Annotated in this window: 24 protein-coding genes and 2 pseudogenes; 8 read left to right on the top strand and 18 right to left on the bottom strand. The window is 40.2% G+C overall.

Going from position 1 to position 23,461, the window contains the following annotated elements:
• Positions 1-103: pseudogene (locus IQ230_RS17210) on the top strand (IS5/IS1182 family transposase); the annotation flags it as partial.
• A 68-nt stretch (positions 104-171) separates the two neighbouring features.
• Here the strand turns inward: IQ230_RS17210 and IQ230_RS17205 are convergent.
• The 9 genes from IQ230_RS17205 to IQ230_RS17175 all read right to left on the bottom strand — a co-directional run bounded on the left by IQ230_RS17205 (position 172) and on the right by IQ230_RS17175 (position 7,081).
• Positions 172-1,149, bottom strand: coding sequence for an XdhC family protein (locus tag IQ230_RS17205; protein WP_193933484.1), 978 nt, complete (start codon positions 1,147-1,149; stop codon positions 172-174).
• A complete protein-coding gene (locus IQ230_RS17200; RefSeq protein WP_193933482.1) occupies positions 1,142-3,862 on the bottom strand; it encodes a molybdopterin-dependent oxidoreductase in 2,721 nt (906 codons plus the stop codon). Before IQ230_RS17200 ends, IQ230_RS17205 begins: the two co-directional genes overlap by 8 nt.
• Positions 3,863-3,866: 4 nt before the next feature.
• The gene (locus IQ230_RS17195) at positions 3,867-4,676 is read right to left on the bottom strand and encodes an FAD binding domain-containing protein (protein ID WP_193933480.1); all 810 of its coding nucleotides are present in this window, start codon (positions 4,674-4,676) and stop codon (positions 3,867-3,869) included.
• Positions 4,677-4,680: 4 nt separating this feature from the next.
• The gene (uraD, locus tag IQ230_RS17190; RefSeq protein WP_193933478.1) at positions 4,681-5,184 is read right to left on the bottom strand and encodes a 2-oxo-4-hydroxy-4-carboxy-5-ureidoimidazoline decarboxylase; all 504 of its coding nucleotides are present in this window, start codon (positions 5,182-5,184) and stop codon (positions 4,681-4,683) included.
• 224 nt (positions 5,185-5,408) lie between these two features.
• Positions 5,409-5,594, bottom strand: a complete 186-nt coding sequence (locus IQ230_RS17185) for a hypothetical protein (RefSeq protein ID WP_193933476.1) — start codon at positions 5,592-5,594, stop codon at positions 5,409-5,411.
• A gap of 200 nt (positions 5,595-5,794) precedes the next feature.
• Positions 5,795-5,929: a hypothetical protein gene (locus tag IQ230_RS27435; protein WP_265576225.1), complete on the bottom strand. Its 135-nt coding sequence runs from the start codon at positions 5,927-5,929 to the stop codon at positions 5,795-5,797.
• A 19-nt stretch (positions 5,930-5,948) separates the two neighbouring features.
• Positions 5,949-6,137, bottom strand: a complete 189-nt coding sequence (locus tag IQ230_RS26805; protein WP_339384094.1) for a PDDEXK family nuclease — start codon at positions 6,135-6,137, stop codon at positions 5,949-5,951.
• 16 nt (positions 6,138-6,153) lie between these two features.
• On the bottom strand, positions 6,154-6,351 hold the full coding sequence (locus IQ230_RS26800; protein ID WP_228055081.1) for a hypothetical protein: 198 nt from the start codon (positions 6,349-6,351) through the stop codon (positions 6,154-6,156).
• An 82-nt stretch (positions 6,352-6,433) separates the two neighbouring features.
• A complete protein-coding gene (locus IQ230_RS17175; protein ID WP_193933474.1) occupies positions 6,434-7,081 on the bottom strand; it encodes a Uma2 family endonuclease in 648 nt (215 codons plus the stop codon).
• Positions 7,082-7,162: 81 nt separating this feature from the next.
• Between IQ230_RS17175 and IQ230_RS17170 the strand changes: the two genes are divergently transcribed.
• The 6 genes from IQ230_RS17170 to IQ230_RS17145 all read left to right on the top strand — a co-directional run bounded on the left by IQ230_RS17170 (position 7,163) and on the right by IQ230_RS17145 (position 13,859).
• Positions 7,163-8,500, top strand: a complete 1,338-nt coding sequence (locus IQ230_RS17170; RefSeq protein ID WP_193933472.1) for a cytochrome P450 — start codon at positions 7,163-7,165, stop codon at positions 8,498-8,500.
• A gap of 66 nt (positions 8,501-8,566) precedes the next feature.
• Positions 8,567-8,884 (top strand): hypothetical protein, encoded by a 318-nt coding sequence (locus IQ230_RS17165; RefSeq protein WP_193933469.1) that lies wholly within the window; start codon positions 8,567-8,569, stop codon positions 8,882-8,884.
• A gap of 249 nt (positions 8,885-9,133) precedes the next feature.
• Entirely contained in the window at positions 9,134-10,357 is a 1,224-nt protein-coding gene (locus IQ230_RS17160; protein ID WP_193933467.1) for an ABC transporter substrate-binding protein, read from the top strand.
• A 391-nt stretch (positions 10,358-10,748) separates the two neighbouring features.
• Entirely contained in the window at positions 10,749-11,699 is a 951-nt protein-coding gene (locus IQ230_RS17155; protein WP_193933465.1) for a branched-chain amino acid ABC transporter permease, read from the top strand.
• A gap of 121 nt (positions 11,700-11,820) precedes the next feature.
• Positions 11,821-13,068 carry a cation:proton antiporter gene (locus IQ230_RS17150; RefSeq protein ID WP_193933463.1) on the top strand — a complete coding sequence of 416 codons (1,248 nt, stop codon included), beginning with the start codon at positions 11,821-11,823 and terminating at the stop codon, positions 13,066-13,068.
• 368 nt (positions 13,069-13,436) lie between these two features.
• Positions 13,437-13,859 carry a WGxxGxxG family protein gene (locus tag IQ230_RS17145; RefSeq protein WP_193933461.1) on the top strand — a complete coding sequence of 141 codons (423 nt, stop codon included), beginning with the start codon at positions 13,437-13,439 and terminating at the stop codon, positions 13,857-13,859.
• A 53-nt stretch (positions 13,860-13,912) separates the two neighbouring features.
• Here the strand turns inward: IQ230_RS17145 and IQ230_RS17140 are convergent, their stop codons facing one another.
• From IQ230_RS17140 to cysC, 5 genes are all read right to left on the bottom strand, one after another.
• The gene (locus IQ230_RS17140) at positions 13,913-14,386 is read right to left on the bottom strand and encodes a TspO/MBR family protein (protein ID WP_193933459.1); all 474 of its coding nucleotides are present in this window, start codon (positions 14,384-14,386) and stop codon (positions 13,913-13,915) included.
• A gap of 240 nt (positions 14,387-14,626) precedes the next feature.
• The gene (locus IQ230_RS17135; protein ID WP_193933457.1) at positions 14,627-14,992 is read right to left on the bottom strand and encodes a hypothetical protein; all 366 of its coding nucleotides are present in this window, start codon (positions 14,990-14,992) and stop codon (positions 14,627-14,629) included.
• 149 nt (positions 14,993-15,141) lie between these two features.
• Complete coding sequence (locus IQ230_RS17130; RefSeq protein WP_193933455.1) at positions 15,142-16,248, bottom strand: saccharopine dehydrogenase family protein; 1,107 nt, start codon at positions 16,246-16,248, stop codon at positions 15,142-15,144.
• Positions 16,249-16,481: 233 nt separating this feature from the next.
• On the bottom strand, positions 16,482-18,176 hold the full coding sequence (gene crtO / locus IQ230_RS17125) for a beta-carotene ketolase CrtO (RefSeq protein ID WP_193933453.1): 1,695 nt from the start codon (positions 18,174-18,176) through the stop codon (positions 16,482-16,484).
• A gap of 180 nt (positions 18,177-18,356) precedes the next feature.
• A complete protein-coding gene (gene cysC, locus IQ230_RS17120) occupies positions 18,357-18,935 on the bottom strand; it encodes an adenylyl-sulfate kinase (RefSeq protein WP_322742458.1) in 579 nt (192 codons plus the stop codon).
• Between the two features lie 298 nt (positions 18,936-19,233).
• Here cysC and IQ230_RS17115 point away from each other — a divergent pair, with 298 nt between their 5' ends.
• Entirely contained in the window at positions 19,234-20,031 is a 798-nt protein-coding gene (locus IQ230_RS17115; RefSeq protein ID WP_193933451.1) for a Crp/Fnr family transcriptional regulator, read from the top strand.
• 49 nt (positions 20,032-20,080) lie between these two features.
• Here the strand turns inward: IQ230_RS17115 and IQ230_RS17110 are convergent, their stop codons facing one another.
• The 4 genes and pseudogenes from IQ230_RS17110 to IQ230_RS27945 form a co-directional block, all read right to left on the bottom strand.
• The gene (locus tag IQ230_RS17110; protein WP_193933449.1) at positions 20,081-20,329 is read right to left on the bottom strand and encodes a hypothetical protein; all 249 of its coding nucleotides are present in this window, start codon (positions 20,327-20,329) and stop codon (positions 20,081-20,083) included.
• 117 nt (positions 20,330-20,446) lie between these two features.
• Entirely contained in the window at positions 20,447-21,190 is a 744-nt protein-coding gene (locus IQ230_RS17105; protein WP_193933447.1) for an LmeA family phospholipid-binding protein, read from the bottom strand.
• Between the two features lie 171 nt (positions 21,191-21,361).
• Entirely contained in the window at positions 21,362-22,726 is a 1,365-nt protein-coding gene (locus IQ230_RS17100) for a cytochrome P450 (RefSeq protein WP_193933445.1), read from the bottom strand.
• A 207-nt stretch (positions 22,727-22,933) separates the two neighbouring features.
• Positions 22,934-23,182: pseudogene (locus IQ230_RS27945) on the bottom strand (YqhA family protein).
• Positions 23,183-23,461: the final 279 nt, after the last annotated feature.

Genomic DNA, 23,461 nt, shown 5'->3' with positions numbered 1-23,461 from the left:
CTGGTGTCGGAGACTGAGCAAAGATTATGAGGTTTTACCTGCCACTTCTGAGGCGATGATTCAAGTTGCGATGATTCGTCTTATGTTGAGACGATTGGTATAGTCTTTGACTTTTCAGACATCCTCTAAGTACTCAGAAGTAACTTAGCAAACTTTATAACGCGTCCCTTTCTACACATAGTTTGTCATACTCCTAGCGACTGCATTAGATAAAGATTTACCTGTACCACCACGCCGCACTTTGATTAATTCGGCACAAATACTTACCGCAATTTCTTCGGGTGTCAAAGCACCGATATCTAACCCGATGGGTGCGTAGAGTGATGCTAAAACCTCTGGAGGATATCCTTCTTGTTGCAACTGCTGACACACTAGGCGTACGCGCTTGCGCGAACCAATCATTCCAATGTACTGAGCGGGTGTTTTCAGTAGAAACCGTAAAGCCTCCAAATCATGCTGAATTCCCCGCGTCACTAACGCGATATATTGTGAATTTAAAGCACATTTTAACGCTAATGTCAAGGGTTGAGCAATTACTGCAGTTGCTTGGGGAAATCTTTCCTGAGAAGCAAACTCGTGGCGATCGTCTACAACAGTTACCCGAAAACCAATCATCGCCGCCATCGCTGCCAAAGGGACAGCAACATGACCTGCCCCCACAATTAATAACGTTGGTAACGGCATCAAAATCTCTCTAAAAGCTGCTTCTCTGTGCCTCTGTGGTTTGTTATCTCCAATTTCCAAATAGGGCTGCGAGTCTCCTAAAAACGGCGTTACTAAAGTACCACACTTGCCACTTGACAAAATATCAATAATTTGCTCTAATAACTTGATTGCTTTATCTCCACTCCAACGTTCCAGCCAAACTTGCATTGCACCACCACAAACCCCCTGAGTTTCGCGCTGCAACGCCCCAGATAGATCGATTTCCACAAACTGCTTCTCACCAGTTGCCAAAACTTCCAAAGCTTGGCGAATGACTTTAGCTTCCCCAGCCCCACCGCCAATCGTTCCAATCGCGCGATCGCGACACACTAACATTTTTGCCCCCACCTCACGCGGAACTGAACCTGTAACATTCACAACCGTGGCAAGAACTGCCGAACCTTGTTGTAAGGTTTGCGCCATCTGTTGATAAAATTCAAGCATTTAAGGCTTGCCAAACTCGTTCGGGCGTCATCGGAATTTGTGTCAGTCGAACACCTGTTGCGTGGGCAACAGCATTGGCGATCGCGGCAGCAGTACAGTTCGTGCCAATTTCTCCAATACCCTTCGCACCAAAAGGACCATAAGGATCGGGCTGTTCGACTAAAATAATTTCCATCTGCGGCGTATCTTTGGCAGTAGGTAGGCGATATGTCCGCAATGCAGGATTCAAAATTCGTCCTGAATCATTAATGAGTAACTCCTCAGACAACGCATAGCCCAAGCCCATCACAATTCCTCCTGTTGCTTGTCCGTGACAGATTCTGGGATTGATTGCTGTACCAACATCAATGGCTTGCACGCAACGCAGAACATTGATTCTACCCGTTTCGGTGTCAACTTCGACTTCTGCACCTTGCACTGCAAAGGTTAAAGATGATTCGTTCGCGGCGTGTTCGACTTCGACAACAAAAGATTGCTGATTACGAGAGACAAGTTCTTGTAGTGTAATTTCTTGTTGGGCGGCGATCGCTTTATCTGGCGTAAGTGTAATGTTTTCTGGTTGAGTAGCGAGAACTTTAGCTGCAAATTCTAAGATCTGCGATCGCATGGCAACGGCGGCTTTATTGACGGCTTTACCCGATATATAAGTCGTTGCTGATGCATACGAACCTGCATCAAAAGGGGTATTGTGCGTATCACCCGCAATCAGTTCAATATCTGCAACCGTAACACCAAGTACGTGTGCGGCAATTTGTCGCAATGATGTATCAGCACCTGTACCAACGTCAATCGCCCCAGTTCTTAATTCGTATTTTCCGTCGCTTTTGAGCGATAACTTCACTCCTGCGCTATGAATTTTTGCTAAACCACTTCCTTGCATCGACACTGCAAATCCGACACCGCGCCGTAGATGTTTGTTGACAGTAGGTTTCGTTCCAGGAACATAATTGAATGCTTGCGTCACTTTGGCAAAACATTCGGGTACGCCATAACTACCAATCAAGTGAAAATGGTCATGCGCTCCTTCGCGTCCGAGGCGAATGATATCGTGAGGTTGAATAATATTTTTCTGACGCAGTTCTATCGGATCAATTCCCAGTTTCTCTGCAATTTCGTCCATTTGCGACTCAACGGCAAACGTTCCCTGTGTTGCACCATAGCCGCGAAAAGCACCAGCAGGCATTGTATTCGTGTAAACTGATAATCCTAGAAAACGCTGATGCGGACATCGATATAAACCTAGAGGATAGCAACCTGTCAAGAAGACAACTGTAGGTGCATGATTGCCATAAGCCCCTGTATTGGCGATCGCTTCCATTTCTTGCGCGACTAACGTACCATCAGCTTTGACTCCGGTTCTTACTCTCACCTGCATCGCATGGCGGCTATTGGTGGCTGTAAATTCCTCTTCGCGTGTAAATTCCCATTGCACAGGCTTTTTGGTGTGCAACGTTGCTAAAACACATAAATCTTCAGTGAGAATTTCTTGTTTATTACCGAATCCTCCGCCGATTTGAGTTTTGAAAACGCGAACTTTGTCTTTTGGTAAATCAAATAGCTGTGATAGAACTCTTTGCGTGTGAAATGGAACTTGCGTACTCGAACGCACTACCAAGGTTCCGTCTGCTTCTAACCAACTTGTGCTGATATGGGGTTCTAAATGAACGTGTTGAACGGCTGGTAAGTAGTAGGTATTTTCAACAATTAAATCAGCTTCAGCAAAGCCTTGTTCAATATCATGCGTTCCCAGTGTGACTTTAGCTGCAATGTTGCGTTGAGGATCGTAAATTTGCGATGACTCTGGTTCATCGTGGATGACAACTCCACAGTCATTGATTGCTTTGACAGGGTCAATAACATGAGGAAGAATTTCGTAATCAACTTCAATAAGTTGACTCGCTTGAATTGCGATCGCTACCGATTCTGCAACAACTGCCGCAACGCGATCGCCAATAAATCGGACTTTATTATCTAATAAATAATGATCGAGTGGATCGGGTACCGGATCGGCGTGTCCCGCCGTTGTATAAGGTTTACGCTGAACGTCTTCATAGGTAAAAACTGCATGAACGCCAGGAAGGGCTTTGGCTTTTTCGGTGTCAATTTTACGAATACGGGCGTGGGGATGGGGCGATCGCACCACTTTAATGTGTAGTAACCCAGGTGGCGACCAATCTGCTGTATAATTTGCTGTACCTCTAACAATTGCTGATCCATCTTGTTTGGGAACACTTTTGCCGACAGGATTTTGCATTAAGCAAGATTCTGATCGTTGTTCTTTAGCTGCGAGAATACTTTCCAGAATTGCCTCGTATCCTGTACAGCGACATAAATTACCGTCTAAAGCTTTGCGTAGTTCAGCTAGTGAGTTAAATTGCAATTTTGCTGCACTCATAATCATTCCTGGAGTGCAGAATCCACACTGAAAACCTTGTTTTTCGAGAAAAGCTTGCTGGATTGGTGCTAATTCATCTACTGCTAGTCCTTCAATGGTTGTGACGTCGTGTCCCTCTAGCTTCATGACTGGATAGATACAGCTATGAACAGGTTTGTCATCAACCCATACCGTACAACTTCCACAATCACCTGATTCACAAACACGGTGTACGCCAACCCACCCAAGATCGCGTAATAAAGTTAATAAGCTTGTCCCTGGAGAACAACTTTCAGTGTATGTTTTGCCATTAACTTGAAAAGTTAGTGGTTCTTGCATAAATCTAAAATTCCAAAAGCGATCGCTGCATCAAAACTTTGGTAATGTGTTGCCGATAAGCTGCACTTGCGGCATAGTCTTCGATAAAATCATTCAATGGTACTTGTGCGTTAAGGGCTTCCTCGATTTCATCTAATGTAGGAATATGGGAAAATTCCACAACACGCGGTGTCGGTACGCAAGCACCTAAACCAAATCTTACTTGTGATGTTTGCGGGTTACAAGCTGCAACTATTATCGATATTGCAATTCCTGCGGTTGCGATACAAACTCGTTGATAACTAATACGCCATGTTAGACTCTCTTGCGGAATTGAGATTCTGCGTAAAACTTCGCCTGGCTGTAAAACTGTTTGCTGTACCCCAATTTGAAAATCCCTAGCAGCAACAAAACGCGGCGCAGCTTGAGGATGCCAAATTTCATAGCTTGCGTCTAGTGCTACCATTGCAGGAGCAAACGTACTTGCTGGTATTGCTAAACAAATATTGCCTCCTACTGTTGCCATGTTGGTAACTTTAAAAGAAGCCAGTTCGTCAACTGCACGAAACAACGCTTTAACGCCTGTCCAATGTTCTGGAAAATTCCACTGACGCAACTTTGTCATTATGCAAGTTGCACCAATTACTAATCCTTCAGTGGTAACTTCAATTTCAGACCAATCGAATTTTTCTAAATCTACTAATACTTTTAAATCAGGTTGTGATTGACTAAATACCCATGTTCCACCAGCTAGCCAAGACCATCCTAGCGACCAGTTTTCAACTGTTTCTAAACTTTGAGGACGTAAGTAAGTTTGAATATTGTTTAAATCCATTTAATTACTTATCATCAATAACTTCCTGTAAGCGAAACAAAGCTATTTTTTCTATCTCTGCTAAAACTGTTTGTAGTTCTGTTTCTTTTGAATTTTCTAACCTTTGAGAAAAGCTTGCTAAAATGCTTTCTTTGGTGTGATTTTTGACAGCAATAATAAAAGGAAAGTTAAATTTTTTTTTATATGCTTGGTTAAGGTAGTTAAATTTATCGTACTCTTCTGGATTAAGTCGGTCTAAACCAACTCCAGCTTGCTCTTTAACAGAGGCTTCAGCCATTTTAGCTTTAGCACCTAAGTCAGGATGAGCGCAAATAAGGGCAAGTTTTTCAACGTCACTCGCCTCACAAACAACATCTACCATACTTTGATGCAGAGATAACACATCTGCAAACGGTTTTCTAGCCCACGCCTTCTGTGCTATCCAGGGAGAATCTTCAAATATCCACCCCAACACTGCTACAAAGTCATCCTGATTCATCTGATTTAACTCAGATAGTGAATGTTTCATTCACAACAACCCCGATACGTCTCAGCGATCTTTTGACATTCAAGGTTTGACTGTACAGCAAAAGCTGTGATTTATTTGGATAATTTTATACAGTTTGCTGACTCAAATTTCATGTTGGGTAATAGGTAACGGGCAATTGTTGATGAATATTTCTCGATTACCAACGATCAATTACTAGCCTTTATGCTACGTTGATTTCCACTCATTTACTAAAAAGTTAGTTTTTAAATATCACAGAAGTTGTGATTACTCAAGGAAGAATTGTTACTGCTGTTGATGACTACATAGCAGATAATTTTAATTCGAGATGGCAAGATAGAAGCGATCGCGTGTGAATTACAAGTACCATCTGCCCAAAAATATGATGCTACAGGATTACTAATTTTTCCTGGTGGTGTAGATGTTCGCACACATATAGAAGTACTATTGGGTGTTGCTGAAACTTGCGATACGTACGAAACTGGAACGCGATCGCGGTATTAGCGAAATTTGTGATGATTCCACACTCACATATTGACCTTATTTGAAGGTCGCTTTGTTACAGGTAAAGGGGAAAAAGTCTTTTAAGAGGAAAATTAATTGTTGATGGCGATCGAGGAAGAGGTCAATTTCAAATTAATAACTCATCAGGATCGATACCTTGAGAACGTAAGATTTCTGTTAGGCGTTCAGCACGTTGACGTTCAATTTCAGCACGCTCATCACCTGTTGCAATTAAATTACCATCGCGATCGCACCAACGCAACTATGTTTCTTGATTTCCTTCAAAGATTCCGTTCTATAAAGTCAATCCTAAACCTACTGGTTCCATCCAAGTCGTTTACTAACTCGGTGTCATTCGTACCTCTTAACTCGTGAACTCGTAATAAGCGATTGCCTAATTGCTGCAAAGGATCGTAAACAACGTAGTAAGCCACACCAATGCGGGCATAGTCTTTCATTTTACTCCCCAGTTCGTTGCCTACTGTGTTAGAGACAATTTCGATAACAACTTCCGGCGGTAGCTAAAAAAGGAACACCTGGTTTCCACGAACTATATAAACAACTCGTTAAAAGTCGTTGCTGTTTTTCTGCAAGCAGGTTGACAAGAGTATCGTCTTCTGTCACCAAATGGCTAATATCAGGTTCTTCCACCCACTCAACTTGTTCTGAGGAAAAGACATTCACTATTGATTGTGAAACAGTGAGTTACCAATCTTGTGCTTATTGCTATTTTAATTTGGATGTTGCGATCGTATTTAAAACAAACTTATGATTCAATATATTCTCGCACCCTCTTACGGAATGCTTTAATTGCCAGAGTTGTTCCTGTTGTCATTGCCATTTGTACAAATCGAGGAATTTCATCTTTAACTGGAAAATTTGAAAAAATGGAACTTGTCTCTGACTTGATGTAAACATCTCCTTGAAGTAAATTTATTTCTAAAACACCATCTTCATAACGCCAAATTTCTGGCACTTGTAATGCTTGATAGGCAGTTAGTTTAGTTTTAGAGGTAACATCAATTTCAAGTGCTAAATCAGGAGGAGGATCGACACTTAAATCGATCCGTTCTTTTCCTATCATTAACTTATAGTTTTGAATATAAAAACAATCATCTGGTTCTACCCCTGCAGCCATATCTTCACGCTTAAAGGTGGTTGATCCGAGAGGTTCCCAGTCTAAATCTAGTTCATCCAGTAAAATTTTTACTAAGTCCCCAATGATGACTTTAGCCTTTTCATGCTCTGGCAATGGAACCATTATTTCTAATAAGCCCTGAGTATATGCAACTCGACTGCCACGATGTTCTCCTAACTCAATAAGAATTGTTTCAAACTCTTGCCAACTAATATCCTCTAATATCACGCGATCGCCTGGCGGAACTCGAATTTGCTTGAGTTGCAGTGTCACCATATTGCTGTAGCTTTTAGATAGACGTATTTTAGCGAATTAATTGTAGTAACCTGCTTGCTATAAAGCTCCAAGAGGGAATTTATGACAATTACTGATGATTTGCGATCGCTTCCCTTACCTCCTGGAAGTTTTGGTTTACCCGTTATTGGTGAAACTTTCAGTTTTTTACGCAATCCAAATTTTGTACAACAGCGACAGCAACAATACGGACAAATTTACAAAACTCATGTGTTTGGCTGTCCCACCGTCGTCATAATTGGTGCTGAGGCGAATCGCTTTCTATTTAGTAATGAAAATCGCTACTTTGCTGATGGAGTTTCTCAGAGTGCGCCGCCACAGGCAAAATTATTAATGGGAACTGGCGCAATTATTATGCAAACAGGAGATAAACATCTCCAACAACGTAAACTTCTTGCTCAAGCTTTCCAGCCACGAGCTTTAGCAGGATATGTTGATATTATGACAGCAACTACATATAATTACATTGAAACTTGGGAGCGCACGGGAAACTTAAATTGGTATCTAGAAATTCGCAAATATACGCTAGATGTTGCTTGCAAGTTATTAGTAGGAATTGATGTAGATAATGATTTTGGTAAGCTTTATGAAACTTGGGGTAAAGGCTTACTTTCATTTCCTATTCCCTTACCTTGGACAAAATTTAGTAAAGCCCTCCGCAGTCGCAAATTATTACTAGCAAAAATTGAAGCTATTATTTTAGAACGTCAGCAAGAATCTACCACAAAACAAGATGTTTTAGGACTATTGTTGCAAGCACGAGACGAAAATGGAAATAGTTTCAACTTAGAGGAACTTAAAGAACAACTGCTGATATTACTATTTGCAGGTCATGATACTTTATCCTCATCTTTAACTGCACTATGTTTACTATTAGCTCAAAATCCGCAAGTGAAAGAGGCTGTGCGTGCAGAACAAATGCAATTAGGGTTAAACCAACCACTGACATTAGTGCTTAAGCAAATGACTTATTTAGAACAAGTCTTAAAAGAAGTACTCCGCCTTTATTCTCCAGCAAGTGGACCTAGAAAAGTTATTAAGTCATGTGAGTTTAATGGTTACTTGATTCCTCAAGGTTGGCAAGTTTTCTATCACCCTGCTGCAACACATCAAGATAGTAGCATTTACACTCAGCCAGAAGACTTTGATCCAGAACGCTTTGCACCCCCTAGATCTGAAGATAAGCAAAAATCAATGAGTTATATTCCTTTTGGTGGTGGAGTAAGAGAATGTCTTGGTAGAGAGTTTGCCAAGCTAGAAATGAAGCTATTTGCAGCCTTATTAGTTCGCGATTACGATTGGGAATTGCTTCCAGGACAAAATGTAGATATGGTAATGCTTCCTACACCGCATCCTCGTGATGGTTTAAAGGTCAAGTTTTGGCGTAGAGATTCAAGGTAAATAATATATTTAAAATGTTGGTTACTTTTCAATCAATAGCTGTAACTCATCAATTTATTAAGTATTGTGCGAAAAGCAATTTTGTTAATTCAAAGTAGCATAGCCTTTGTGTTGCTATTACTACTGACTTTGTTATTCATACAGCCAGCTTGGGCTTCTGTATGTCGCAACTATGACGATCGTCAAATTTGTATTATCAGTATAGAGCGGAGTGCCAAAAATTATTGGGAATATAGAGTAGCAATTAGCGTAGATGGTGTGACCAGACCAGTGGAGATCTATAATTGTCGCGATCGCCTCATACAACAAGGCAAAAAAGTTTTACCTTTTGGTGACAACGATCCTGGTGACTTGAGCTGTAGCTTACTCAAAAATCGTCGCTAAAAGTAAGTATTTGGCAGTTTATGCAAGTAAACCGTAGAGAAAACCCCTGACTAGCAGCTTTGGGCTTTAATTACTTTAGTAGGTATTGCAGGATAGAGCGCGTTTCCTGTTTTTTAACTTTTCTAAAAATTAAGAACTACAACAGCAATAAATAGTAAATAAATAATAGCTAACAAATACTTGGCGCGGTCGCCTATGCATGGTCAAATTAAGATCGTCCACATATAGCTATAACGTAGATACCATACTATGTATAAATCTACTATACGTACTTCTGCTTTTCTTACTACTTTAACTCTATTACTATCTGCTTGTGGTGGAGCTAATACAGGTACAAATACAACTAATACTGCAACAAATACAGCCTCCACATCTCCGAGTGCCATTCCTATTGGTGTTGCATTAGCACAAACTAGTAATGTTGCCTTACTTGGTCAAGAACAAGTTGCAGGGGCTAAAATTGCTGAAAAGTATTTTAATGAACAAGGTGGTATCGATGGTACGCCTATTAAGTTGGTATTTCAAGATACTGGTGGTGATGAAGCTGGAACGATCAACGCTTTCCAAACTTTGATTAATAACGATCGAGTTGTTGGTATTGTGGGACCTACTTTGTCACAACAAGCATTTAGTGCTGACCCAATTGCAGAAAGAGCTAAAGTTCCAGTTATAGGACCATCAAATACCGCTAAAGGGATTCCTCAAATTGGGGATTATGTAGCGCGAGTTTCTGCGCCAGTGACGGTTGTTGCACCAAATTCAGTTCAGGCGGCACTAAAGAGTAATCCTAACATTAAACGAGTTGCTGTTTTTTACGCACAAAATGATGCTTTTAGCAAGTCAGAAACAGAAGTTTTTCAACAAACAGTTAAAGAACAAGGACTTGAATTAGTCACTGTTCAAAAGTTTCAGACAACTGATACAGATTTTCAAACACAAGCAACTAATGCATTAAACCTAAAACCCGACTTAGTCATTATTTCTGGGCTAGCTGCAGATGGAGGAAACTTAGTCAAGCAGTTACGAGAATTAGGTTATCAAGGCTCAATTATTGGTGGTAACGGTTTAAATACATCAAATGTGTTTAGTGTGTGTCAAGAACATTGCAACGGTGTATTAATTGCTCAAGCTTATAGTCCTGAACATCCAGGTGAAATTAATGCGGCTTTTCGTAATGCTTATAGCAGTCAATACAAAAAAGAACCACCTCAGTTCAGCGCTCAAGCTTATACCGCTGTGCAAGTTTATGTAGAAGCACTCAAAGCTTTAGATAGTAAAACTGACATTAGTACCTTATCCTTACCACAACTAAGAACAGAACTCAACAAGCAAATATTAGCAGGAAGCTATCAAACGCCCTTGGGTGAAATTTCTTTTACCCCTGAAGGTGAGGTAGTACAAAAAGAATTTTATGTTGCTCAAATTAAGATGAATAACAATGGTAATAGCGGTCAATTTGCCTTTCTAAAATAATGATATAAAACTCATATTTGTTTAGCTTGGTGAATAAATTCACAGCTAAAAAAACTAAGTCCACGAAGTGGACTTATTCAATCAATTAGTCTCGTCGTGTGTGATGCTACCTGAACATCAGAAAATGCTTTGCACATCATACTAATCACAAAAAAACATAAAATAATCTATTAACTTGGTTATTCTTTACTAAGCGGCTTGAATTTTTTACTTTAGTTTCACTTAATATATAGCGCTCATGATAAGATAGAATTTGCATAGTTAATGTATGGAATAAAAAATTAAGCATAAGCAACACCTATTCAGTTATAGTAAGTTGCAATTCTTCTATTAAAAATTAGCAATGAATACCTCGAATTTAAAGTTTTAATTAGAAGATTAAGTACAAAAAATGAATATTACGCTGTTTTTACAACAAGTTCTCAACGGTTTATCAATTGGTAGCGCTTATGCCATTTTTGCTTTAGGATATACTCTCATATTTTCTATTTTAGGTATTATTAACTTCGCACACGGCGCAATTTTTACCTTAGGTGCATACTTTACTTATGCACTTATGGGTGGTGCGTTTGGATTTAATGGTTTGCTTGCTAATGCTGTATTGCCTCTGCAACTTCCTTTTGCTATAGCTTTGATTTTAGGAAGTACACTTGCAGGTTTAGTAGGAGTCGCAGTCGAACGTATTGCTTTTCGTCCGTTACGCCGTCGTGGTGCTGATCCACTATTAACGGTTGTTTCTAGTTTGGGTGTAGCAGTAGTGATTGTGAACGTTATTCAATACTTAGTTGGCGCAGAAAGTTACACTTTTCCTGCAGGTACGTATGGTAACTTACCTGCTGCAATCAACTTTGGAACAGCAGAACAGCCTGTGCCAATTCGTAGCGTACAGGTAGTCATTTTCTGTGTCTCTGTTGTCATTTTGGCAATTTTGACATTGTTTATCAATCGCACCAAATATGGCAAAGCAATGCAAGCAGTTGCAGAAGATCCAACAACTGCAAGTTTACTGGGAATTAACACCGATCGCTTTATTGTCCTCACCTTCTTTATCAGCAGTTTTCTAGCAGGTTTGGCAGGAACTTTGGTTGCATCAAGTGTCAGTATTGCAGGACCTTATTTTGGAATTGCTTTCGGTTTAAAAGGTTTGGCAGTGATTGTGCTTGGTGGGTTGGGGAGTATTCCTGGTGCAGTATTGGGTGGTTTATTGATTGGTTTAGTTGAAGCGTTTGTTCCTGCAGATTACTCTGCATATAAAGATGCTGTTGCTTTTGGTATCTTATTTATCATGCTATTAGTCCGACCCCAAGGATTATTAGGGCGACGGTTTGTGCAAAAAGTTTAGTGACTACAGAACAATTACTTATTATCATTTACCAAACAGTAAATACCCCTATAAGCTGATTGAGAGCTTAAGGCGATCGCATTAGACTTTCAAAACACATCCCTCAATCAAATTTGTAGCAATGGTAGAGATTTATATCCTAGACCTACTCGTGATCGGTCTACTCTTATTGTGCGTCACTCTAGGTTCAGGATGGATTTCCCGTCTACCAATTTCCTTTGCCTTGATTTATTTGGTAGTAGGTATCTTTCTAGGTCCTTATGCACTCAATATCGTTCAGCTACGCCCTGATGCACAGTTTTTAGAACGGCTAACCGAATTCGTTGTCATTGTCTCACTGTTTAGTTGTGGCTTGAAAATGAATCGTCCTCTCAATACAGGTGCTTGGCGTTCTACTATTCGCTTAATCGGCTTTTTAATGCCATTATCAATCTTTGCGATCGCCGCAGTCGCACATTGGTTTCTGCGCATGGAATGGGGACCCGCAATTTTACTAGGAGCAATTCTCGCACCTACTGACCCAGTACTCGCCTCAGAAGTTCAACTAACACATACTGAGGATCGCGATGAGTTACGGTTTGGTTTAACTTCAGAAGGTGGCTTAAATGATGCCTTAGCCTTTCCATTTGTGTATTTTGGCATTCATTGGTTTGAAGATGGTAACAACTGGCAAGAGTGGTTCCAGGAATGGGTTGCAGTTGATTTACTCTGGGCGGTAGCAATTGGTTTAGTCATGGGAATTGTGGTTTCCTGGGCGATCGTTGCAATCGACCAAAAAGTTCAGAAACATACTAAAGCTGATGATTTGATGGAGGATTTTGTTGCACTGAGCATAATCCTTCTCACTTACTCCTTGACTGAAGTTGTCAATGGGTATGGATTTCTCGCAGTCTTTGTTGCCGGAATAGTAGCCCAACGGCGCTATGAGAATGAGGATAAGCCTTTTTCCCAACGAGAATTTACTGAGCGTATCGAGAAACTACTCGAAATAGCAACAATCTTAATTTTAGGTTCAATGTTACGAGTAGCTGCAATTCAAGAACACGCGATCGCTGCTCTCATCGTTGGAGGTTCCCTACTATTTATTATTCGTCCTTTGGGAGCTTGGTTAAGTACGATTGGCGGTGGCTACCGTCAGGGAACTCGTTGGTTATTTGGATGGTTTGGCGTTCGTGGTATTGGTTCTATCTATTATCTGACCTATGCCTTTGGTCATGGATTACAAGGTGAATTGGGAGAGCAAATTGCTTGGATTACCTACATCACAATTGTGCTGTCTGTCATTTTGCATGGAATTAGTACCACACCATTGATGAGTATATATAACCGATACAAAAATCGTAGTAGAAAGATTAATGCCTCTACCTAATTCATTCAAGCCTCACACCTCGCTTATTTTGTATTAATGAATACTACCTCGCTTAACAATAGCTTGATCCTCTGGTAGAAGTGACTTTGAATTGAAGCAGTTAACTTTTATAAGAGTAACAGCTGTCAAAACAAGTAGTAATCAAACAAGGGGTGTGCATGCAAGTTGAAATAGCGATCGCGTTTTTGTCTATCAAAGTTGAGTAACTTTATTGCCTCTTGAAGCGTTACATCTAAACAAGCATTTGCTACAACTCATTTCTCATCTAGAAAAATACAAAAGATTCTGAGTCAGCAATACAAGAGCTAACTGATACTGGCTTTGAAATTTACTGTTGAAAAAACTATCACTCTAGGGGAAACTGACTGATGAAACGTTTTTATTTAAACCAACTCATTTTGGCAAGTGTCGCTTTTAGTTTAGCTATTCTGCCTGTAAGTGTTCCTGCGATCGCGCAAGCTACTGGTACTACTGGTACAGACACAGGCTTAGGTGGTACTACAGGCACTACTACTGCCCCTGGTACAACTCCAGGAGGGACAGCCCCAGGTACTACAACTACACCGGATAGTGACACAACGACAGGTGATACAATTCCTGGAGAACCCACCTACGGCGGGACAACAACTACTACAGAAACACAAACTGAAGGAATAACAGGTGGAGGTTCTTGGGGTTTACTCGGTTTACTTGGTTTACTTGGCTTAGCTAACTTATTTCGCAAACCAGCTGAACCAGTATATCGCGATCCCAATACAGTGAATACAGGTACAGGAACTACCAGATACTAAAATCAAAAGGGTGGGCATTTCAGCTCACCCTCACAAGAACCAATAGTTTTTAATTACACTGCTTCTGGGTTAAGCTGCATCATTTCCCAAGTGGTGTAAGTACCAACCGGACTCCAAAGCAGATATGGCAAAAGCAGCAAAGCTGCTACACCTGAAATATTCCAAACGATAAGTGTGAGGACTATCCCTAGAATGACTCCACTGCCCCCTAATATTGTCCCTACTTTGAGATTGCGCGATCGCAATGTAGCAGGAATGTAAGACACAGTTATGATTTCTAACACCAAATAAAGCCCCATCAACAGCCAAGTTGGCAATGTACCAGGCTCGTTTTCCCAAATATTAGCAGCAGATAGTGCTCCTCCTGTGAAAACAATTGTCCAAAAAACTGGAATTAAGGGTTCAAAAAATAACCACTTTGGTCTATTTAAATTTTTTGCCCATTGAGTATCTCGTGGTCTAAAAAAAAGACTCGCTAGGGCAACTAACAAAGTTATAATACCAATAATCATCCAAGGTTTAAGCATTTTCCTATCTAGGGTGGTAGCTAAATTGTTATAGTTGACCCATACATTAGATTTGGTTTTATCGTGTCAACTCAATTAGAAAAAATAATCATCCCTAGGTAAGAAAGAATGACTTTAATAATTGGAAAGATAATATTTTCTTGGTAGTTATTGCTAAATAATTCTGCTAGAACTAATCTCTAACTACCAATTGCCCAACTTTAAATAACTTTGACTTCGGCTGATTGTACGAAGCCTTTTTTACTCGTTACCTTTTACTTTTTCTACTAATTCTTTTGCTTTTTCTACTAAACCTTGTTCTGACTTAGAAGTTGTCACATTTTTCACATTCATTTTTTCTCCAGGTTTTGTGAGTGTATTCGCATTGGGCGATTTTTGCTTGCTTTCCTCAAGTAATCCAGCACCTTCGCCAAATTCGTAGGCGCGTTCAATTTTTTCTTCTGGTGTCAATATTCTTTCTGATGGCGGTACTAATTTTTGTTCTGCATATGTAGCAGCGTAACTAGGTGCAGTAGTCAGTATTGCTAAAGATATAACAATTGCGATTAAAGCAGTGGTAAAAACTTTTTGTGCAGATACTTGCCATAAGTTGAGAATTCGGTGCATAAAGTTTTCCTCTGATTGTTTAACGTAAGTATATATTAATACCAACGTTAATTATAAGTAGATTTGCATCGTACTTTGATAAAATTATGGCTGCCTACTGTCTAGGGATAGATTAATTAGCTAAACTTGTGTTTTGTCCACTTGAAGTTTTATAACCATTGTTGATGTAATTTAAGATGACGCTGCTTTAAAGCTTGGTGGAATAAATCTGTTGATAAAGCTTGTTCTACGGTCCAAACTCCAGGTTTTTTTAGCTTTCTTTCTAGGAGAAATTGAGCTAAACTACCAGTTCCACAACCGGCAGCGATCGCTGTATTTTCATGCATTAAAGTCGAACAGTAGCTGGCTTGTTTTCCTTGTTTGATACCATTAACCTCAGAACGAATCACAACACCAATACCACTAAAACGGTTAGTGACATCTGTCATTGCATGACTGACATGAGCTAAAAATTCGATCGCATTGTGTTGTTGCATTAAAGGTTTGGGAAACCAATGCGCAGCAATCCAGGTAAGATGATTGTAAAAATCAGGTTTGGAACCAAATTTAGTCATGACAGTTTTAACAGTAGGAAAAGCTTCTGGTAGCGTAAAAGCCTCAGGCATATTAAACCAGTAGACGTGCGATCGCCTGTAAGGATCTGGAAACTCAATTGTTTCGCGATCGCTATACGGTTTCACTTCTTGCCACTTGCCATTAATCCAAGCATCAAAAGGCTTTTGTAATCCAAGAAAGGTAGTGCGCATAACTGTCACTCCAGCACCACCAGAACCTGACACGAGATAACTTAGATGAATGCGTTCGGCTTGGTCAAACTGCTCAACCCCTTCACGTACCATACTATTAGAAATTCCAGGAAAAATGCCTGTATTAACAATTGCCGTAATTCCTGCTTCCTCGGCTGCTGACTTGTAGGCTAAAACTTTCCGAGTAAAAGACGGATGATCGCTGACATCAAGATAATTGACACCTTGTTCGATACAAGACTTGAGAACACTAGCGTCGCGGTAATGAAAAGGTCCTGCACTGTGAATGACAAGATCAGCTGATGCGATCGCCTGATTTATTGCTTCAGTATCAGCCAAATCAAGAATTAAAATATCTACTTGTGAGCCAATACGCTGACTAACTGCTGTAGCCGCCGCTACATTTCTACTTGTAATCGTAATATTTGCTTGAGTATGAGTGGCAATATCTTGAGCAATACTACTGCCAATCCGCCCCCGACCTCCCAAAATTAGCACCCTAGCCGTCATTGGTTATGAGTTGGTCACATCATAGTAATTATTCCAACAAATTTGTAGTTTGTTTACCTCTGTATTAAGTATTAAATGAGGGGCGAGGAGTGAGGGAAAGAGTGATTAGTGCGCTTTGGCTAGTGAATAGTTTTGAATTAAAAGAGTTTTCTGAACTCAACATTCAACACTGATTACGAGTAACTCCTCTGCTTCCTCTGCCCCTCTTACACTAAAAATGCAGCATCAAGAATTTAGTTAGTCTTAAATACTGATTCGACAGTAGATTTGATTGAGTCTCGTGCATCTCTTAGTGTTTGTGCAAATGGTTGTTGTGTTTGCAGAAATATCCGCGCACAGTTGCGCCCTGGCATTCCGGAAATTGAACCACCAGGATGGGTTCCTGCACCAGTCAGGTATAAATTATCAATTGGCGTGCGGTAGTTAGCAATTTCTGGTAATGGGCGGAAAAATACCATTTGATCTAACGTCATATCAACGTGGTAATAGTTACCTTTATATGCACCGAGACGTTCGCTGAGTTCCGCAGGGCTTTCTACTTGGCGGGCAATAATGGCGTTTTTGACATTTGGTGCATAGTCTGCCAATTTATCAATGACGCGATCGGCAACTTTATTTTTCAGTTCATCTGTCCAACCTGTACCCTTTAACCCAGTTCCTTCTGCACCTGCAATTTGATATGGTGCAAAAAACTCAATCCATGCAGTATGCTTTCCAGGAGGTGCCATCGAAGGATCGCGCACTGTGGGAACAACAAGATACATCGATGGATCGTCATCAGGTATTTTACCTAACGTACATTCACTATGAGCTTTCTCCACATGACTGACCGAATCAGCAATTAGGACTGAACCGATAAGATATTCATCTTTGTGGTCAAATCGTTCAAAGCGTGGTGCTTCATTTAACGCTAAGTCAATTTTGAGGATAGTTTCATTGTTGTTGACAATCCGGCGTTCTAATCGTTCGCGTAAATGAGGATCGACTTGATCGATTTCATTATTATCTACGAGTTGCAAGAAGACTCGCTTCGCGTCAATATTAGAAATCACACCTTTGTTAGCACGGTATTCTCGACCACCGGCAACGCGAACGCCAACAGCTTTACCATCATCAATCAAAACTTTCTCAACTTGCTGATCGCACAGCACAACACCACCTTTACTTTTGATTAAGTTAAGTAAGGCTTGTACTAGTGCCCCAGTTCCACCACGCGGTCTTGCCATACCAGGATCGTGACGCATTGCCATCATAATTGCACCGACAGCGATCGTTTTTTGCGAAGGTGGCGCACCAAGTTCAGCAGCTAATCGAGAGAGTGGTGCTTTAAGAAATTCAGAATCGAACCACTCATTGAGGAGATCCTCAGCACTTGTTAGCATTGTGCGGATAAAGTCTAAAGTTTTAGACGGCGCACCAATCACCGAGAATAAGTCTCTAATTTTTTTAATATCGTAGTTGCCGAGAATATCAATAACAGATTTAGGTGGTGCGTTGAACATAGGGATCATTGCACCTAGCGCTCGTTGCCAGTAGTCTGTATACTCAGCATATTTTTTAGCATCACGCTCACTGTAACGCGCAATCTCTGCACAGGTTTTTTCGAGTGATTTGTGACCTAAAAAGTATTTGCCGTCTGGATGCGGACAGAAAACAACAGGATCGCACTCTAGGTACTCTAAGCCATACTTTTCTAGTTCAAGTTCCTCCACAACTGGTCCTAAGTGAATAAACTCGTGGTCAATCGCACACAAGTTGAACTTAAAACCAGGTGCTTCTTGCGGTAGCGATTCTTCAGTAGTCGCTGCACCACCTGGAATCGAACGTTTCTCTAGCAACAAAACGCTATAACCAGCTTTTAGCAAATACGCGGCGCATACTAGACCATTATGTCCAGCGCCAATAATGACAACATCATAAGCTTCCATGCACGAACTCCAGCGATCGGGTACCTTCCCGATATTAGAAATAAGTTAAATGATATAGAATCATTCGCGAGTTAGAGAGCTTATTCCTGTTGGCAGTTGAGTTAGCCAAAATCAGGAATACCATACTGGAAGCGAGAAACAGGGAATAAAGACCCTTCTTTACTTTGGTGAAACTTAATTTTAAATAAAGAATTCTATCTGTGGCTGAGGTGGAATGTAATCGCGTTGTTCTAGTTCAGCGAGAATCTTTGCTACGCTTTCTTCTAAAGATTCTTCGGAGGTATAGCAAGTAATATCTGGATTTTGAGGTGCTTCGTAAGGATCGTCAATGCCTGTGAAAGCTCTGATTTCGCCTGCACGTGCCATTGCATATAATCCTTTAACATCCCGTGCTTCGCACACCTCAAGCGGTGCATTCACAAACACTTCGATAAAGTTTGTTGTTGTTGTTCGCAGGTTTTCTCGTGTCTCTTGGTAAGGGCTGATAGCCGCTACTATTGTTGCGACTCCATTGCGACTGAGGAGATTAGCGACAAAACCGATGCGCCGAATATTAGTATTGCGATCCTCTCTGCTATAACTCAAACCTTTAGAAAGGTTGGTTCTGACAACATCACCATCAAGGACTTCTACTAAACAACTGCGTTCTTTCAGTTCTTGTGCGAGTTTCTTAGCAATCGAACTTTTACCTGAACCACTCAATCCTGTTAACCAGAGAACAAAGCCTTGATTAGTTGGGTACTTTCTCTCAGTAAGAATTTCTTCGTTGTCTACTGGTGCATCATCAACGACTTCGGAACGAATCCACTCTTGCATCTTACGCCCCACAGAAAACATTGCTAATAATTCTAATACAGGCGATTGCCACTGAAGACTTTGCGCAAAAACCATAGAAGACTCCTTTAATGGAGTTAGAACTTAGTTTTAGTGAAATTTAATCATATCTATAACTCAATAAAAACGCAATCTAATTTCAAAACAAATGAAGTACAAATTTATTTTGAGATTGATTTGTGTTTCATGTCAAAATAAAAAGGCCGCCTGTTTATATTTCCGCATGGCAACACAAGCAAGGCATTTAACAGAATCTGACACCGTAAAGGTGTTAACTCAAAGCAACTATCTGTTTCGAGACTTGGATGAAGCCTGGTTAACCAGCTATTTACCTGTTGAAGACGTACAGCAAGTTAAGTTATATGCTAGTCGTCCAATTTATACGGCTTTTCAGAAAGGAGAACCGCTAGATGTTTTGTATGCGATCGTGGGTGGTGGACCTGTAGTCATCCGCAGCACTCCTTTAGATCGAGTCATTAGTGTAAGTTATCCAGGCAGTTGCTTTGGTATGCAAAGTCTACCTTTTAGCTACGGATTGATAGGTAAAGCGTTTCCTAGCTTGGTAGAAGCTTATAAGACAACAGATGTTGTTAAAATTCCAGTAGAAGCGGTGCAAGCACTTTACGAAGATAGCGAAGTATTTCGCCAACGCTACGATCGCTTATTTGAACTACAACAAAAATTTCAGTACCATTTACTTAATTGCAGCACATATCCACCACAAGCAGTTGCAGCTTTATTACGAGCGCTGGTGTATCAAGAACGAGAACTGGGTAATCAACCATCTAATGGGACTTATGTGTTTGACTTGCCTATAGATGTGATTGCCCGCGCTAGTCAGCTTAACCATCGTACTGTCGAGCAGGTACTTAAGGGAATGCGGCAAGTTAAGTTACTTGCAGCTGCAAAGTCAAGCGATCCTTCAACTGATAGTGTAAAAGTAATTGATGCTGAAGGGTTGAAAGAAACCTACAGTGCAACTAGAGACAAAGTATATTGGTGGCCATTGCGTGATAAGTAAGTTGGTGGTTAACTGATCCAAGCAGAATCGGGATCGACAAGGCGATCTTTTAAAGTCTTCGATGAACACTTGTGGCTTGAGGTTGCGTGTTAATAACCATCAAATCATCGTGAAATTGATAATTGTGTTGCGTTAGAGTAATACCATGACGCAACTTAATGTTTCGCTGATAACCTTGTGCAAGTTGCGAGAGACATTCAATAATCCAATCACTTTCGTCTGTTGCCTCAGCACGGTATGCATGATGCCAATCTGTCCATAGTTGATCCCAACTTGCTTCTGAGAGTGCGATCGCCATTTTTAAGTGGCGTTATTAACAGGCTGCCACAGTTTATGCGTTAGCCTTATTGAGAATTTATCCTACTTATTTAGGAAGATTCTATCAATAGTGTACGGGCGATCGCTGGCAATATTATTATTCCATCGTTGGCAGTTCTCGGATAAAAGCTTGGGCTTGGAGTAAAATCCTGCCTTGCTGTACTACCATATTGCTAACACGCAATGCTATTGTGTCTAAATCGATGTAAGCTGAATTGACAAGTTCCTTGACTTTCTGCATCAAAGCAACTGTAAATTCTAAAGAGATACCATCGCCTTCAGTACAGGTAAATCCTTCTAGCATCACTGGTTCAGTTTGCGTACGTGGACGTACTGTCGCATGAAAAGCAAGTTGGCGGGTAGTATTTTGTTCATGCAACACAGCTTTGCCATTGAATACCATTTTGTTGCCACCTGGTAACGTCAGTTGCATTTGCTGCATCTGCAAGTTAACGTTTTCTCCATCCACATCTAAATCAAATTGCGCTTGATTAAGAACATAATCGCTATTTAGCGCGTGGTTGAGATCTTCTTGAATCATCACAAGTCGGGCATTAGCTTGTACCGGCTGCTTAAGTTCGACCTGCCCTAGTAAAGCACTAAAAGGATTGATGTCAATTTTATCAGTAGACAGTTCCATACGCTGAACGCGGATATCTTTCTGCAGTACCACGCCTTCACCTGCGATCGCAACTGAATCTACTTGCCCTTGGACAATCTTAAACAAATCAGTCTTAACATCAACCTCAATGACTTCTGCTTGCTCCAATTTACTAGAAAGCCCAATCTCAGCGGCTTTGCTAATTGCCTGTTCTTCAATTCTTGGTTCGTCGTCTAACATAATCGCGATTGTCTTGGGTGCTGCTTAATTTAGGACTTATGCGGTACATTAAACTGCTTAGCTTGTTTCTCAGCCTCACAGAACTAGAAAAGTAAGCCCTATAATAGTTACTTTATAAGCTGAACCAGGAACAAAAATCTATATTACGGAATAAAACTTTAGTAGAAAAAATCACAGTACTGGAACTTTAGCAAACTGCCTTTGGGCTGTAACTATCATCTTCATCCCACTAGCAGAAGGCACAATAGTAATACCACGACGTACTGGATGTGCTAGACGAGAATCCGCAAGAGTAAGTTCAAAGTTTGAGAGAATTGTCGCAAGTACAAGTTTCATTTCATACATTGAAAAAGCTACTCCTATACAGCCACGAATACCTCCCCCAAAAGGCAAATACTCATAAGGAGAGAATCGATGATTTAAAAATCTTTCTGGTAAAAATTTGTCGGGTTGTGAATAAGTTTCTCGGCGACGATGAGCTAAATAAATACAGGGCACGATAATTGTTCCAATACCAAAACTTTCCCCATTGATTTGTACTGTCTCTTTTACCATGCGCGGCGTACAAATTAAGCCTATAGGATAAATTCGCAAAGTTTCTTGACAAACTGCTGTTAAATAAGGAAGCGCTGTAATTTTTTCAGGATTTTCCAAAGAAGTTTGTGCTAATTCTGATGACAAGTTCGCTAGCACTTGTGGGGCAGAATGAGTCAAGTACAAAGCCCAAGATAAAGCGGCTGCTGTTGTTTCATATCCTAATAACAACAGTGAAACTAACTGATCGCGCAGTTCTACATCTGTCATCTGTTGCCCATCTTCATCTTGTGCCGACATGAGTAGTGAAAGAATATCAGTCCGAAATTGCTCTTGCCGCCGTTGGTAAATTTCGCTATAAATCAACTCATCAATTTCTTGTCTGCGACGTAAGAACTGTCCCCAAGGACTCCACGCACCCAAATCTTTTTGTAAAGGTGGAAAGAAAAATAAACTAGAGTACCAGGGTTTAGTCACATCATCTAATAAAGAACTGAGTAATTCTTTGATTTTGTTATAACGAGATCCAGGACTAATACCAAATACAACCTGTAAAATAATTTGCAAAGTAATATTTGACATTTCTTGTTGCAGTGAAATAACTTTCCCTGGAGTCCAATTTTGGATAACTTCTGTAGTAATTTGACAGATAATTTCTCCGTAAGTTTTCATGCGATCGCCATGAAACGCAGGCATCATTAATTGCTTCTGTCGTTGATGACTGCGACCTTCTTGTAAGATAATTGATTTATCACCCATCAACGGTTTAAAAACATGGGTAGCTTTTTTAAAATCAAACTTCTCACCTGGTAAAGTGAAAATTTCTTTAATTGCCTGTGGATCGCTGAAAAATACAACTGGAGGAGAATTTAAGCCAAGCACTCTGACAGTAAATGGATCTCCATATCGCTCTATACAATTTTCTAAAAACTTTGTTGGTTGAGAGATTAATTGCAAAGTTTGCCAAAGTGCAGGATTTTTGTTTTGAAAATTTACTTGCATTTCCACTTTAAGTTACTTTTATATTCATTCATTTTAGTAACTGATATTTGAAAATGCTATAGCGATTTTCACTCATTTTATAGTACTCTCTCGATTCCACTTTCTGTGTTACGCCAGTTGGAATCACCCGCAACGCACTGGCTCCTCTGTACCTAGTAAGGCTTGTAAAAAACAGCAGATGCAACTTACTGTAGCTATTTGTTATTCTCACGAATCCTGCTTGAAATTAGGAACCCAATTAGTAAAAATTGCCAAAGCAACAATAACCAAAGCTACCAATGCGCCGAAAGGTAATAAATTAGGAATATTATTAACAACTGCGCCAAGAAACAGAATAGATATTACAGCAACTACAGTCCCAATAAGTTTATCTTTAAGATCGTCAAGGTTACGAATTAATAACCAGCCTGGTAAGTTAAGCTAATTAATAAATAGTTCGTATAGACCAAGACTAATAACTAAAATAACAGTTACTAAAAGTACAATATCAGCATTTTCTAGAAAGCCAATAGCAGCATCAAAAAAACATCTTTAGATAAAGTACCAGTAAAACTTATTCTCAGCAGATTAACAACAGCAACACAGGTTTATATAATACTATAAATCATCAAGACTAAAGCTGCTATGACATTAGACAAAGCAGGCAAAATCATAATATATTTTGAGGAAGATAGCAGGCGACGCATCATAAATATTTATTTTTTTCTATGCAAACCACAGAAGTGTAACAATTTT

Origin of the sequence: Gloeocapsopsis crepidinum LEGE 06123 (assembly GCF_015207655.1) — a bacterium.
GTDB classification, from domain to species: Bacteria; Cyanobacteriota; Cyanobacteriia; order Cyanobacteriales; family Chroococcidiopsidaceae; genus Gloeocapsopsis; species Gloeocapsopsis crepidinum.
Note: the sequence above shows the minus strand (reverse complement) of the source record. Positions and strands in the feature narration are given on the sequence as shown.

Excerpts from the sequence above, each read along its gene's own strand:
- IQ230_RS17140 (WP_193933459.1), bottom strand. The coding sequence starts at position 14,386 with ATGCTTAAACCTTGGATGATTATTGGTATTATAACTTTGTTAGTTGCC.
- crtO (WP_193933453.1), bottom strand. The coding sequence starts at position 18,176 with ATGGAAGCTTATGATGTTGTCATTATTGGCGCTGGACATAATGGTCTA.
- IQ230_RS17145 (WP_193933461.1), top strand. The coding sequence starts at position 13,437 with ATGAAACGTTTTTATTTAAACCAACTCATTTTGGCAAGTGTCGCTTTT.
- IQ230_RS17200 (WP_193933482.1), bottom strand. The coding sequence starts at position 3,862 with ATGCAAGAACCACTAACTTTTCAAGTTAATGGCAAAACATACACTGAA.
- IQ230_RS17115 (WP_193933451.1), top strand. The coding sequence starts at position 19,234 with ATGGCAACACAAGCAAGGCATTTAACAGAATCTGACACCGTAAAGGTG.
- IQ230_RS17155 (WP_193933465.1), top strand. The coding sequence starts at position 10,749 with ATGAATATTACGCTGTTTTTACAACAAGTTCTCAACGGTTTATCAATT.
- IQ230_RS17175 (WP_193933474.1), bottom strand. The coding sequence starts at position 7,081 with ATGGTGACACTGCAACTCAAGCAAATTCGAGTTCCGCCAGGCGATCGC.
- IQ230_RS17110 (WP_193933449.1), bottom strand. The coding sequence starts at position 20,329 with ATGGCGATCGCACTCTCAGAAGCAAGTTGGGATCAACTATGGACAGAT.
- IQ230_RS17135 (WP_193933457.1), bottom strand. The coding sequence starts at position 14,992 with ATGCACCGAATTCTCAACTTATGGCAAGTATCTGCACAAAAAGTTTTT.
- IQ230_RS17130 (WP_193933455.1), bottom strand. The coding sequence starts at position 16,248 with ATGACGGCTAGGGTGCTAATTTTGGGAGGTCGGGGGCGGATTGGCAGT.
- IQ230_RS17105 (WP_193933447.1), bottom strand. The coding sequence starts at position 21,190 with ATGTTAGACGACGAACCAAGAATTGAAGAACAGGCAATTAGCAAAGCC.
- uraD (WP_193933478.1), bottom strand. The coding sequence starts at position 5,184 with ATGAAACATTCACTATCTGAGTTAAATCAGATGAATCAGGATGACTTT.
- IQ230_RS17160 (WP_193933467.1), top strand. The coding sequence starts at position 9,134 with ATGTATAAATCTACTATACGTACTTCTGCTTTTCTTACTACTTTAACT.
- IQ230_RS17100 (WP_193933445.1), bottom strand. The coding sequence starts at position 22,726 with ATGCAAGTAAATTTTCAAAACAAAAATCCTGCACTTTGGCAAACTTTG.
- IQ230_RS17195 (WP_193933480.1), bottom strand. The coding sequence starts at position 4,676 with ATGGATTTAAACAATATTCAAACTTACTTACGTCCTCAAAGTTTAGAA.
- IQ230_RS17205 (WP_193933484.1), bottom strand. The coding sequence starts at position 1,149 with ATGCTTGAATTTTATCAACAGATGGCGCAAACCTTACAACAAGGTTCG.
- IQ230_RS17150 (WP_193933463.1), top strand. The coding sequence starts at position 11,821 with ATGGTAGAGATTTATATCCTAGACCTACTCGTGATCGGTCTACTCTTA.
- IQ230_RS17170 (WP_193933472.1), top strand. The coding sequence starts at position 7,163 with ATGACAATTACTGATGATTTGCGATCGCTTCCCTTACCTCCTGGAAGT.